The following is an 11911-nucleotide window of genomic DNA, read 5'->3' as shown; positions in this document are numbered from 1 at the left end:
GCAGCGACCCGCACCAGCGACAAGGAGACGACGTGTCCCGCTCTTGGACGGATGTACGGCCCGGCGGCGGGGAGGCGGCGGGCCTGCGCCTGTTCTGCTTCGCCCACGCGGGCGGCGGCAGTGCCTTCTTCCACCCGTGGCGCAAAGCGCTGGGGCCCGGTGTCGACGTGCACCCGGTCGTCCTGCCCGGGCGTGAGCGCCGGGCCGGTGAGGCCGCGCACACCCGCATGGGCCCCCTCGTCGACCAGCTCGCCGGCGAGCTGTCCGGCCGGCTCGACCTTCCCTACGCGCTGTTCGGCCACAGCCTCGGCTCGATCGTCGCCTATGAAACCGCTCGAGCCCTGCTCGAGCGTGGCTTGCCCGCGCCGCGCGCGCTGCTGGTGTCCGGGCGGCGCGGGCCGTTCGTCCCGAGCAGCCGGCGGCCGGTGCATCTGCTGCCGGAGGAGGAGTTCCTCGCCGAGATGTCCCAGCTGGGCGGTACCCCGCCCGAGGTGCTGCGCCAGCGTGAGCTGCTGCGGCACTTCCTTCCGCCGCTGCGCGCGGACCACGAGGTCAACGAGACGTACCTGCCGCCCCGGCTGCCCGGACCGGCCCTGACCTGCCCGGTGTTCGCGTTCACCGGCGACGCCGACCCGCTCGCCGATCCGCACGCGGTGGCCGGCTGGCGCGAGGTGACCAGCGGGGACTTCCGGCTGCGGGTCTTCGCCGGTGACCACTTCTACCTCAAGGGCGCGCCCGAGGAGGTGATGGCGGCGCTGCGGTCCGCGCTGGGCGGTCTGGACACGGGCTCGAGTGACCCTCGAAGGCACCTTCGTACAGTCGGTGCGTGACGGGCGTGTGCCGATGGACGGGGAGGCCGGATGAATCCGCTGGGTGTCACCGTATCGACCGGATTCGACGCCCGCTTGCGGGACTTCCTGCGCGACCAGTGCGCGCACACGACGACCGTGGTCGTCGGGCGCAACCAGAGCGCGTACAGCTGCGGCGGGCAGGACCGCAACGTGTACTTCCTGGAGAGCGGGCAGATCAAGACCGTCATGTTCTCCCGGTCCGGCAAGGAATGCCTGCTGCGCATCCACACGCCGGGCGACATCTTCGGTGAGCTGTGCTCGCTCGGCGGTGTGCGCAGGGAGTCGGCGATCGCGATGCGCGACAGCGTCGTGCACCGCATGTCGTACGAGCGTTTCCTGTCCGCGATCACCGCGGCCGGGTTCGTCGACGACTTCATCACCCACCTCACGCGCCGTCTCGCCGAGCAGCAGCAGTCCATCACCCATCTGGTGACCGTCGACAGCGAGCAGCGGCTCGGCGAGATCCTGCTGGATCTGGCCCGCAAGCTCGGCCGGGGCGACGAGCGGCGGCCGTGCATCACGGAGCGGCTCACCCACGAGGAGCTGGCCGGCATGGTCGGCACCACCCGCTCCCGCGTGGGGCACTTCCTCAAGGGTTTCCGCGACCGGGGGCTGATCGAGGTCACCTCCGCGTCGCGCCTGGTCGTCGACCAGGAACGGCTCGCCGCCTATCTGGAGAGCCGCTGCGTGTGACCGTGCTCCGACACAACTGTGCGAGGTGACCCCCATGTGGGACGAGAAGTTCGAGAAGCTGCTGCGGGACCGGCTGCCGGGCCTTGACGCCGCCGCCCCGCTCACCGAGGACCTGCCGCTGGCGGCCTTCGGGCTGGACTCCATGGCGACCGTGGGCCTGATCATGGCTCTCGAGGAGGACTACGGCCTGTCCCTGCCCGACGAGGCGGTGGTCCCGGCCAACTTCACCACTCCGGGCACGGTGTGGAAGCTGGTCGGCTCGCTCACCCCGAGCGGGAGCGAGACGCCCGGCGCCGCGGGCCTCGGCCGATGAGCGACGTCAAGCTGCTGCACCACTGGTTCCTCGACGGGCTCGCCCGCAACCCGGACGGGACCGCGCTGCGCATCGGCGAGCGGAGCTGGAGCTATGCCGAGGCGGACCGGGTCGCACGGTCCTGGGCGGCGGCGCTGCACGGCGGGGCACGCGCGCCGCGCCGGGTGGGGGTGCTCGCCACCAAGAGCGAGGAGAGCCTGCTGGGGTTCCTCGCCGCGCTGTACGCGGGATGCACGGCCGTACCGCTGAACCCGGAGTACCCGGTGGAGCGCAACCGGGAGATCGCCGCGGCGGCCGGGCTGGACGCGCTGATCGTCGACCCGGCGGGCGCGGCCCAGCTCGACACGGTGGCCGCGGCCGCGCCGCCCCTCGTCGTCCTGGCGCCGCGCCGTGCGGCGTGGACCGGGCCGGTGCCGGCCACCGCGGTGCGGGTGCCCGACCCGGCCGGTGACCGGCCGCCCGCGCGGGGCGCCGACTCGCTGGCGTACATCCTGTTCACGTCGGGCTCCACGGGGCGCCCGAAGGGCGTGCCGATCCGGCACGGGAACGTCTCGGCGTTCCTCGACGCCACCCTGCCGCGCTACGACTTCGGGCCCGGGGACGTCTTCGGCCAGGTCTACGAACTCACCTTCGATCTGTCCATGTTCGAGGTGTGGTGCGCGTGGGCGAGCGGTGCCTGCCTGACCGTACTGAACCGGCTCCAGGCGCTGAATCCGGCCCGCTACCTGCCCGCCCACGGCATCACCGTGTGGACGTCGACGCCGAGCCTGGTGGCGGCGCTGCGCACCCGTGGGCTGCTGGGCGCCGGCAGCCTGCCCGGTCTGCGCCACACCGTGTTCTGCGGTGAGCCGCTGCCGCAGGAGAGTGCCGCGTACTGGAGCGCGGCGGCGCCCGGCTCGGTCATCGACAACCTGTACGGCCCCACCGAGCTGACCATCGCCTGCACCGCGTACCGCTGGGCCCCGGGTCAGCTGTCCGGCACGGTGCCCATCGGCGAGCTGAACGCGGGGCTGCGCTGTGTCCTGGTCGACGACGGCCGGGTGGGCACGGACGTCGGTGAACTGTGCGTCAGCGGGCCGCAGATGTTCGACGGCTACCTCGACCCGCTCAACGACGAGGGCCGCTTCCTCACCGTGGACGGGGTGCGCTGGTACCGGACCGGGGACCGGGTGCGCCGTACGCCGCAGGACGGCTTCGTCCACCTCGGACGCGACGACGGACAGGTCAAGATCCACGGCTACCGGGTGGAGCTGCACGAGGTGGAGGAGGCACTGCGTGCCTGTGCGCCGGGCAGCGAGGCCGTGGTCCTCGCGGTGCCCGGCGCGACGGGCCCGGTGCTGGCCGCGTTCGTCGTCGGCGACGACGCCTCCGCCCGGCTGACGGACACGGCCAGGGACCTGGCCCGGCGCCTGCCCGCCTACATGCTCCCCGCCCACCTGTGGGCCCTGACGGACCCCCCGCTGAATCCCAACGGCAAAACCGACCGCCTCCGCCTGCGCGAGGAGGCCCGACACCGGCTGTCCGGCACCCTTTCCACGACGTCGTGACGCCGGCCCGCGCTCGGCGGCGACGACACGGCCGAGAACGGCAGCGCCCCGCACCCCGACCAGGGTGCGGGGCACGTCTTTCGCAACCGGCCGCTTTCCGCAGCCGGTTGGCCCCCTGACCTGGTCACCCTCCGCCGACCCCACCACGCGGCGGTACCGCCGGGCTGCACGCCCCCATCGGCTGCGATGTCCCGGACGGATCAGCCGAGATAGGGCCGCTCACGGTGTTCCAGGAAGTGGCGAATCCGGAGCCGCTGCGTGTGGTGCATCGGCAGTCGGCCGATCTCCTCCGGCTGGACGAACCGCAGCTCCGTGGACTCGTCCGAGATCGGTCATCCGCACGATAGATCGAGTTGTAGAGCGTGGTGGCATGGGTGCGCACCTCGATGCCCGGTACGCACGCCCTCATCCTGCATGCGAAGGAGTACGCCGTCCTATGCGAAGACCGGGCCACCCCTCGGGCTGGACAGCGTTCCGGGTGGTCGTGTCCCCCGAGCGAGGTAACCAGCCTGCGGCGAGGAAGAGTTGTTCGTCCGAGAAGCCCACCTGACCCGTCAGCTGTTGTCGGCCGGGGCCGTTCGGCGGGACAGTTCGGCGGTGAGGGACGGGACCGCGTCGACCAGGGCCCTGGTCCAGGGGTGGCGGGGTGTGCTGAGGACCTCGGTGGTCGGGCCCTGTTCTCGTACGGCGCCCTGGTCGAGGACGAGGACGCGGTCGGCCATGCGGGCGATGACTCCCAGGTCGTGGCTGATGAGCAGCAGCGACAGGTCCAGGCGCGTGCGCAGGGTGTCGAGCAGGTCGAGGATCTCGGCCTGGACGCACACGTCGAGGCTGGAGGTGACCTCGTCGCACAGGAGCAGCCGCGGCTTCGCCGCCAGTGCGCGTGCGATCGCCACCCGCTGGCGCTGGCCGCCGGACAGGGTGCGCGGCAGCCGGTCGGCCCACTCGGGGTCGAGGCCCACGAGCGACAGCAGCCGCCCGGTCTCGGCGGCCGCGGCGCGGCGGTCGAAGCCGCGCAGCACCTGGAGCGGGCGGGCCACGGCCGCCCCGACCGTGCGCCGCGGGTTGAGCGATCCGCCCGCGTCCTGCGCGATCAGCTGCACCAGCCGGCGCTGGTCGAGCGTGCGGCTGCGCAGCGGCCCGGGCACGCTCGCCCCGGCCAGTTCGATGACCCCCGCGTCGGGGCGGTGGTGCCCGGTGACGCAGCGGGCCAGTGTCGTCTTGCCGGAACCCGAACCGCCGAGCAGTGCCACGCACTCCCCCGGCTGGACGGTGAAGGACACGTCATGGGCCGTCGTCACCCGCCCGCTGCCCCGGCCGTGTCCGGCGCGCAGCCCGGTCACCCGCAGCACGGGCGCGGCGCCCGGCACGGCGGTGTTCCGCGGCGTACCGGTGGTTCCGGCGGTGGGGGCGGCTCGCATCTGACCGATGTCGGGAACCGCGCGCAGCAGCGCACGGGTGTACGGCTGCCGGGGCCGGCCGAGGACGGCGGTCACCGGGCCCTCCTCCACCACCCGTCCCGCCCGCAGGACCGCGAGCCGGTCGGTGAGGCGGGCCGCGGCGGGCAGATCGTGGGTGATGAACAGCAGGGTCAGGTCGCGTTCGGCGGCCAGCCGGGCCACCTCGTCGAGCACCAGCCGCTGGGTGAGCACGTCGAGCCCGGTCGTCGGCTCGTCCAGGACGAGGGCTGCGGGTTCGGCCGCGAGCACCCGGCCGAGGGCGAGCCGCTGCTGCTGCCCGCCGGACAGCTCGTGCGGGAAGCGGCGCAGGAAGTCCCTGTCGTCGGGCAGGCCCACGCTCCGCAGGACGGCGGCGCTCTGCTCGGGGCCGCGCCGTGCGGCCAGTTCGGAGACCAGTGCGCCGACCCGCAGGGTGGGGGTGAGTGCCCCGGCCGGGTCCTGCGGCAGATACGCCAGGGTGTGCCGCCGCAGCCGGCGCAGGTCCCGGCCGCCCAGGGCGAGGGGGTCCTGGCCGGCCACCCGGATCCGGCCGCCGCGTGCCTGCAGTCCGGGACGCAGGGCGCCGAGCAGGGCGAGGGCCAGGGTGGTCTTGCCGGACCCGGACTCCCCTACGACGCCGACGCGTTCACCCCGGCGTACGGTCAGGGAGAGGTCGTCCAGCACGGGCCGCCCGTGCGGGTCGGTCACGGTCAGACCGGTGACGCAGATCAGCTCCGGGCCCACCGGCGGTACGGTTCCGGCCGGTTGGCGCTGGGTGTCGTGGGCGGTGCTCATGGCGCGAACCTCGTGATCGCCCGGTCCAGGGCCAGGTTGACGGAGACGGTGAGCACGGCGAGACCGAGGGCCGGTGCCGCCACCCCCCAGGGCGCCAGGGTGACGCCCTCCATGTTCTCGCTGATCATGGCGCCCCAGTTGGGGCTGTCGGGGCCGAAGCCGAGGAAGCCGGCGGACGCGGTGAGCGTGATGGCGATGGCGAGCCGGGTGCCGGCGTCGGCGAGGACGGGGCGCATGATGTTGGGCAGGATCTCGCGGGCCATCACCGCCACGGGCCCGTCGCCGAGGGCGACGGCCTGGTCGACGTATCCGGCGTGCGCCACCTGTGCGGTCGCGGCGCGGGCGACCCGGGAGACGAAGGGCACCCCGGTGACGGCGACGGCGGTGACGAGGGTGAGCGTGCCGTAGCCCCAGCCGTGCAGCAGCACCAGCAGGACGAGGACCGGGGGCAGGGCGAGCAGCAGGGTGTCGAGGCGGGAGACCAGCGCGTCCAGGCGGCCACCGAGATAACCGGCGAGCACTCCGGTCACGGTGCCGAGCACGGTGGTGACGAGGGTGGCGAGCAGCGGCAGCAGTACCAGCGGGCGGCCTCCGGCCAGGAACCGGGACCACACGTCGCGGCCCTCGGTGTCCGAGCCGAGCGGCAGACCGCCGGCGGCCGGGGCGTAGGGGGCGGCGTTGATGAGGGCCGGGTCGTGCGGGGCGAGGTGGGGGCCGGCCAGGGCCAGCACCACGACGGCGGCCACGGGCAGCAGCCACAGCAGCGCGCCCCGGCGCCGGGGCGGTGCGTCCGCGCGGGTCGCGGCCGCGGGCGGTGTCGCGGTGGTCATGTCACCGTCCTTGTGCGGGGTGGACGTACGGGGCCCGTTCAACGCGGCGTCCTCAGGCGCGGTGGATGCAGGAGGCCCGCTCATCGCGCCGTCCTCGGGCCGGGTGGACGCAGGAGGCCCGCTCATCGTGCCGTCCTCAGGCGGGGGTCGAGGGCCATGGCGAGCAGGTCGGCCAGGAGCAGGCCGCCGGCGACGGCCGCCGCCATCAGCAGTCCGATGCCCTCCAGGACGGCCGCGTCGTGGTGGTGCACCGCGCCGACCAGTTCGTGGGACAGGCCGGGGTAGTTGAAGACCTGTTCGACGACGGCCGTGCCGCCGACGAGGGCTCCGGTCAGCCAGCCGAAGACCTGGGCGCAGGGGGCGGCCGCGCTCGGCAGCAGGTGCCGCAGTACGACGCGCGCCGGGGAGAGCCCTGCGAGACGGGCCGCCTCCACATGGGGCGCGGCCGCGGCGTCGACCACGGCGGCGCGCACCATCCGGCTGGCCCAGGACGCGGAGAACAGCGTCAGGGCGGTCACCGGAAGGACCAGCACCTCGGGGTGGGCGAGCAGCGGTTCACCGAACGGCACCAGGGACACGGCCGGCAGCCAACCGAGCCAGGCCGCGAAGACCAGGCTCAGCAGGCCGGCCGTGACGAACTGGGGCACCGACACGAGTGCCACGGCCGTACCGGAGAGCAGTTTGTCGAGGAGGCCGCCGGGGCGCAGCCCGGCCGCGAGGCCGACCGTCAGCGCCAGGACGACCGTCAGGACGGCGCACACCGCGGTGAGCAGCAGGGTGTCGGCGAGCGGCCCGGAGATGATCGCGGTGACGGGGCGGCGGTCGATGACGCTGTGTCCCAGGTCGCCGCTGAGGGCCCCGCCGACCCAGGCGGCGTAGCGCACCACCAGCGGGCGGTCGAGGCCGAGTTCCGCGTGCAGCCGGGCGATGTCGGCGGGGGTCGCCGCGCCGCCGAGCGCCGCCTCGGCGGCGTCCCCGGGCAGCACCTCGGCGGCGGCGAACAGCACGAAGGAGGCGGCCAGGAGGGTGGCCAGGGCGCCGCAGAGCCGGCGCAGCGCCAGGGCCGTGAGCCGGGCGGCCGTTCTCACGCGACCCTGGCCCGGGTGAATACCGGGATGGACTGGCTGGACCACACCCCCGTCAGCCCGGTCACGGAGGCGTCCAGCTGCTCCCGGAAGCCCCACAGCAGGTCGCCGCCGTTGTCGAACAGGTCGCGCTGGACGGCGGCGAACGCGGCCTGGCGGGCGCCGTCGTCGACGACGGCCTGCGCCTGTGCGAGGCGCTTCCAGTGCGGCTCGCCGAGTCCGGTGACGTTGAAGAAGGCGCCCTTGACGGTCGTGGCGGACAGGTGCACGGCCGCGGGGCGGTTGGTGTAGTAGAACGTCTGGAAGGGGATACGGCCGAGGCTCTTGAGGTCGGCGTAGTAGGTGTCCGCGGGCACCTGCTCCACCTTCAGTTCCACGCCGGCCTCCTTCAGCTGCTGGCCCAGGAGGCGGGCGGCCGCGACGAAGCCGGGGACGGTGTCGGCCGCGTGCAGCGTCAGCGAGTCCACGCCGGCGCGGGCGAACAGCCGCCTGGCCTCGGCGGTGTCGCGGCGGCGGCCCGCGGCGGCGACCGCGTAGCCGGGCAGCCCCTTGCCGACCACGTCGTCGCCCCGGCTGCCGAGGCCGAGCAGCACCCGGTTCACGAGCGCGTCGCGGTCGGCGGCGAGGCGTACCGCGCGCCGCACGTCGGGGTTGTCGAAGGGGGCGAGGTTCTGGTTCATCGCGAAGGACAGCGCGTTGGAGTTGGCGGTGCCGCCGCGTCTGACGCGGATCGCGTGGTTGCCGCGCTCGGCGGTGGCGCCCGTCGCGGAGATGCCGAAGGCGTAGTCGATCTGGCCGCTCTTGAGGGCATTGAGCCGGGCGGCGGGGTCGGCGATGAGGACCAGCTCGATGCGTTCGAAGCCGGCGGCGCCGCCCCAGTAGGACGTGTTGCGGGTGAGGCGGAGGTTCTTGCCGTCGTTGCCCTCGAGGCGGTAGGGGCCGGAGCCGATGCCGCGGGCGAAGTCCTTGTCGCCGGTGCCTTCGGGGAACACGGGCGAGAACACCGCGAGGACGGACTCCCGGAAGTCGCCGCGGGGCCGGCGCAGTCCCACTTCAAGGGTGTGGGCGTCGACCACCTTGAGCCGGTCGGGGTCCAGGTCGGCGAAGTTGGTGGCGCGGGTAGACGACGGGCCGGCGAGGGTACGCAGCGAGTAGGCGACGTCGGCGGCCCGGACCGGGGAGCCGTCGTGGAAGACGGCACGGTCGTGGATGCGCACGGTCCATTCGGTCGCGTCGGCGTTGGGCTGCACCGACTGGGCGAGTCCCAGCTCGTAGCCGCCGTCCTTGAGGTACATCAGCTGGTCGTACAGGTGGTACAGCGCGATGTAGCTGGCGCCGAAGCCGGTGTGGCGCGGGTCGAGGGTGGTGCTGCCCGTGGCGTCCGACGCGCCGACCCGCAGCAGCCGGCCCGCGGCGGCGGACGTTCCCGGACCATCGTTGGTCTCGGGGCCGCAGCCGGACAGGGCCGTGGCGCCCGCGGTCGCCGTCGCCGCGGCGGCGCCCCACTGCAAAAAGCGGCGCCGGTCGACGCCGTTGACCCGTGACATGGCAGAAGGCTCCTCACCGTTCGTGGATACCGACACGGCACCGCGCCGCCGGGGCGACGCGGTGGCTCTTCGGCAGACTGCGCCCCGCCGCGACCGGTGTCCGCTCAAACTTGCGCGCCCGGGCCGGGCGGAGGCGCCGCGGCGGCGGTCAGGCCCACCAGTCGCGGGTGCCGCCCTCGTCGGCTCCGCACTGACGCCAGATCAGGCCGTCGCGCAGGACGTACACACCGAAGGTGACGACGGTCTCGCCGCGGACCTTCATCGTGCCGCGCATCATGACGGTGTCGTCGGTCTGGATGAACTCGTTCATCTCCACGTGCTCCAGGTCCAGCTCCCAGTACCGGCGCAGCAGTTCACGGATCTGGTCGTGGCCGCGCACGGGGCCGGTGAAGCGGATCCACTCGGCGTCGGGGTGGTACAGGGCGACGAGCCCGTCGAGGTCGCGTTCGGTGGTGCAGCGGATCATCTCGGCGAACAGCGGGTGGATGGGCGGTGCGGTCTCCGTGCTCATGACGGGGCTCCTGTGGCATCGAGGTGGGCGGGGGCGGGCGCGGTCTCCGCCGTCGTGAACCAGGTCCTGACGACGCGTTTGACGACCTTGCCCAGGTCGTTGCGCGGCAGCTCGTCGACCACCAGGTACCGCTGGGGAATCTCGTGGGTGTCGAGCTCGCCCCGGGCGTGGGCGACGAGCGCGTCGCGCAGCGCGCCGGGGTCCCGGGAAGCACCCGCGACCGGCACCACCGCCGCGGCCGGCCCGTCGTCGGTCGCCACGACGGCGGCGTCGGTGATCGATGCGTGGCCGAGCAGGACCGTCTCCACGCGCAGCGAGGACACGAGACCGTGCGGTGTGGTGACGGCGTCGGACTCGCGGTCGAAGAGGTACAGCTCGCCCTCCTCGTCGACGTGCCCCAGGTCGCCGGTGTCGCACCAGCCGCCCTCGGGCGCACCGGCCGCCTCCGGGCCCCGGTCGACCCGGTTGCGCGGTGGCGCGCCCTCGGCGCGCAGCCAGATCCGGCCGACCTGCCCGGTCGGCAGTGCCGTGCCGTGCTCGTCGGTGATCAGCACGTGGGTGCCGGGTGCGGGCCGGCCGACCGACATCGGGCGCGCCGGGTCCAGCGTGCCGATGGTCACGGCGGGTTTGGCCTGGCTGGCCGAGTAGGCGCCGAGGACCCGCGCCCGGGGCATCGCCTTCAGCAGGGCGGTGGCGAGCGGCGGGTGCAGGAACGACGACGCGGTGGCGATCGTGGTGACGGAGCTGAGGTCGTGACGGTGCAGAGCGCCGTCGCGGATCATCTGCACGGCGAGGTGCGGGGTCATCATGACGGTGCTGGCCGCGTGCTGTTCGATGAGCGCGCACAGCCGGTCCGCGTCCCCGGGCGGGGCGAGGACCAGGGTCGTCGGGGTGGCGTTGAGCACCATGGAGACGGTGGTGGCGCTGGCGGTGATGCCGAGTTTCACGGACGCCACCATGGGGGTGGGTTCGTCGTGCGCCATCACCGAGGGCGGGCCGCCCGCCGTGGCGAGGTTCTGGTGCGGTACGACGACGCCGCGGGCCGGCCCCGTGGTGCCGGAGGAGTACACGATCTCGGCGTCGTCGTCGGGGCGGTGGACGAGGTCCACGCGTCCCTGCCCGGGGGCGGACAGGTCGTCCAGGGGGCGGCTCCAGCCGACGGCCGGGACGTCGGGCGGGGCGGTGCGCCCGTGGACGATGCCGGCGAGGCCGCACTGCAGCGCGCGGCGCTGGAGCTCCTCGGCCGGGATGAGCACGGGCAGGTGCAGGGCGGTGGCGCCGGCTTTCAGCACGCCGAGGTAGGCGACGGCGTAGTCGGCCCAGTCCATGTCGCCGAAGAAGATGCCGATGCGGGTGCCGCGGCGGGTACCGGCGGCGAGCAGCCCGCGCGCGAGGTCCTCCGAGCGCCGGTCCCACTCTCCGTACAGGAGGTCGGGCCGGCCGTCGATGACGAGCGCGGTGCGGTCCGGGTGCAGCTCGGCGTGGGAGCGGAGCTGGTCGGTGAGGTAGGAGAACGTCCGCTGTGTCATGGCCGGTTCAGCCCAAGACCTGGAAGGCGACGCCGTCCCGGCCGCCGAACCGCGGGGCGGTGGCGGCGAGCAGGTGGCCGAGGATGAACCGGGCGCGTTCGGCGGGCGGTTCGTCGCTCAGTGAGCGCAGATAGCGGTCGTGGGCGGCCAGGGAGCGCACGGCCCGCTCGCGGGCGTCGTCGTCGACGGCCACGGCGTGCGTGGGGTGCGGGGACCCGGCGACCGCCACGCGGGCCGCCCGCCACGGCTCGAGACCTTCTTCGAGCAGCTCGGGGAAGATCCAGCGGTTGGCGGCGTCGGCGACGGCGTCCAGGACCGCCCGGCCCACGGCCCGGTGGTCGGGGGTGTTCCACGCGCCGGACGCCCAGGTGTCGTGGTGGTTGAAGGTGACGACGAGGTCGGGGCGGTGGCGGCGGATGGAGCGTGCCAGGTCGCGGCGCAGGGCGGGCCCGTAGGTGATCGTCCCGTCGGTGTGCCCGTCGAGGAAGTCGACCTCGTGGACGCCGAGTTCGGCCGCGGCCTTGCGCTGCTCGCTCTCGCGCACCGGGCCGCACTCGGCCGGGTCCAGGTCGGATATGCCCGCCTCGCCACGGGTGACCAGCGCGTAGGCCACCTCGCGCCCCTGGGCGGTCCACTGGGCCACGGCGGGGCCGGCGCCGAACTCGATGTCGTCGGGGTGGGCGACGATCGCGAGCACGCGGCGGAAGTCGTCGGGCAGGTCGGGCAGAGTGTCGGCCATGGGGTTACCTTCCCGGTGGGCGAAGGGGATGG

At 73.9% G+C, this 11911-nt stretch carries 11 protein-coding genes and 1 pseudogene; 4 read left to right on the top strand and 8 right to left on the bottom strand.

What is annotated here, in order from left to right; all coding sequences use genetic code 11:
- The first annotated feature begins 32 nt into the window (after positions 1-32).
- Genes AB0E88_RS00820 through AB0E88_RS00805 form a run of 4 tightly spaced genes read left to right on the top strand, consistent with a single transcriptional unit; the run spans position 33 to position 3404 of the window.
- A complete protein-coding gene (locus tag AB0E88_RS00820) occupies positions 33-830 on the top strand; it encodes an alpha/beta fold hydrolase (RefSeq protein ID WP_361621524.1) in 798 nt (265 codons plus the stop codon).
- Positions 831-860: 30 nt separating this feature from the next.
- On the top strand, positions 861-1544 hold the full coding sequence (locus tag AB0E88_RS00815; RefSeq protein ID WP_361621521.1) for a Crp/Fnr family transcriptional regulator: 684 nt from the start codon (positions 861-863) through the stop codon (positions 1542-1544).
- 34 nt (positions 1545-1578) lie between these two features.
- Positions 1579-1857, top strand: a complete 279-nt coding sequence (locus AB0E88_RS00810) for an acyl carrier protein (RefSeq protein ID WP_361621518.1) — start codon at positions 1579-1581, stop codon at positions 1855-1857.
- Positions 1854-3404, top strand: a complete 1551-nt coding sequence (locus AB0E88_RS00805) for a D-alanine--poly(phosphoribitol) ligase (RefSeq protein ID WP_361621515.1) — start codon at positions 1854-1856, stop codon at positions 3402-3404. The genes AB0E88_RS00810 and AB0E88_RS00805 overlap by 4 nt, the downstream gene beginning before the upstream one ends.
- 200 nt (positions 3405-3604) lie before the next feature.
- Here the strand turns inward: AB0E88_RS00805 and AB0E88_RS00800 are convergent.
- From AB0E88_RS00800 to AB0E88_RS00765, 8 genes and pseudogenes are all read right to left on the bottom strand, one after another.
- Positions 3605-3733, bottom strand: a pseudogene (locus AB0E88_RS00800) (DNA mismatch repair protein MutT); the annotation flags it as partial.
- A gap of 225 nt (positions 3734-3958) precedes the next feature.
- Positions 3959-5638 carry an ABC transporter ATP-binding protein gene (locus AB0E88_RS00795; RefSeq protein ID WP_361621512.1) on the bottom strand — a complete coding sequence of 560 codons (1680 nt, stop codon included), beginning with the start codon at positions 5636-5638 and terminating at the stop codon, positions 3959-3961.
- The gene (locus tag AB0E88_RS00790; protein WP_361621509.1) at positions 5635-6468 is read right to left on the bottom strand and encodes an ABC transporter permease; all 834 of its coding nucleotides are present in this window, start codon (positions 6466-6468) and stop codon (positions 5635-5637) included. Before AB0E88_RS00790 ends, AB0E88_RS00795 begins: the two co-directional genes overlap by 4 nt.
- Positions 6469-6590: 122 nt before the next feature.
- Complete coding sequence (locus AB0E88_RS00785; RefSeq protein ID WP_361621506.1) at positions 6591-7556, bottom strand: ABC transporter permease; 966 nt, start codon at positions 7554-7556, stop codon at positions 6591-6593.
- Positions 7553-9100 (bottom strand): ABC transporter substrate-binding protein, encoded by a 1548-nt coding sequence (locus AB0E88_RS00780; RefSeq protein WP_361621503.1) that lies wholly within the window; start codon positions 9098-9100, stop codon positions 7553-7555. Before AB0E88_RS00780 ends, AB0E88_RS00785 begins: the two co-directional genes overlap by 4 nt.
- A gap of 148 nt (positions 9101-9248) precedes the next feature.
- The gene (locus AB0E88_RS00775) at positions 9249-9611 is read right to left on the bottom strand and encodes a nuclear transport factor 2 family protein (protein ID WP_361621500.1); all 363 of its coding nucleotides are present in this window, start codon (positions 9609-9611) and stop codon (positions 9249-9251) included.
- Positions 9608-11140, bottom strand: a complete 1533-nt coding sequence (locus tag AB0E88_RS00770) for a class I adenylate-forming enzyme family protein (RefSeq protein ID WP_361621497.1) — start codon at positions 11138-11140, stop codon at positions 9608-9610. The genes AB0E88_RS00775 and AB0E88_RS00770 overlap by 4 nt, the downstream gene beginning before the upstream one ends.
- A 7-nt stretch (positions 11141-11147) precedes the next feature.
- A complete protein-coding gene (locus AB0E88_RS00765) occupies positions 11148-11879 on the bottom strand; it encodes a PIG-L deacetylase family protein (protein ID WP_361621494.1) in 732 nt (243 codons plus the stop codon).
- Positions 11880-11911: the final 32 nt, after the last annotated feature.

The organism is Streptomyces sp. NPDC028635 (assembly GCF_040637635.1).
GTDB lineage: Bacteria > Actinomycetota > Actinomycetes > Streptomycetales > Streptomycetaceae > Streptomyces.
This window is presented reverse-complemented; position numbering and strand designations above follow the sequence as displayed.

What these genes read in the sequence shown, in the direction of transcription:
- AB0E88_RS00810 (WP_361621518.1), top strand. Translation starts at nt 1,579, where the DNA reads ATGTGGGACGAGAAGTTCGAGAAGCTGCTGCGGGACCGGCTGCCGGGC.
- AB0E88_RS00795 (WP_361621512.1), bottom strand. Translation starts at nt 5,638, where the DNA reads ATGAGCACCGCCCACGACACCCAGCGCCAACCGGCCGGAACCGTACCG.
- AB0E88_RS00765 (WP_361621494.1), bottom strand. Translation starts at nt 11,879, where the DNA reads ATGGCCGACACTCTGCCCGACCTGCCCGACGACTTCCGCCGCGTGCTC.
- AB0E88_RS00790 (WP_361621509.1), bottom strand. Translation starts at nt 6,468, where the DNA reads ATGACCACCGCGACACCGCCCGCGGCCGCGACCCGCGCGGACGCACCG.
- AB0E88_RS00815 (WP_361621521.1), top strand. Translation starts at nt 861, where the DNA reads ATGAATCCGCTGGGTGTCACCGTATCGACCGGATTCGACGCCCGCTTG.
- AB0E88_RS00770 (WP_361621497.1), bottom strand. Translation starts at nt 11,140, where the DNA reads ATGACACAGCGGACGTTCTCCTACCTCACCGACCAGCTCCGCTCCCAC.
- AB0E88_RS00805 (WP_361621515.1), top strand. Translation starts at nt 1,854, where the DNA reads ATGAGCGACGTCAAGCTGCTGCACCACTGGTTCCTCGACGGGCTCGCC.
- AB0E88_RS00780 (WP_361621503.1), bottom strand. Translation starts at nt 9,100, where the DNA reads ATGTCACGGGTCAACGGCGTCGACCGGCGCCGCTTTTTGCAGTGGGGC.
- AB0E88_RS00775 (WP_361621500.1), bottom strand. Translation starts at nt 9,611, where the DNA reads ATGAGCACGGAGACCGCACCGCCCATCCACCCGCTGTTCGCCGAGATG.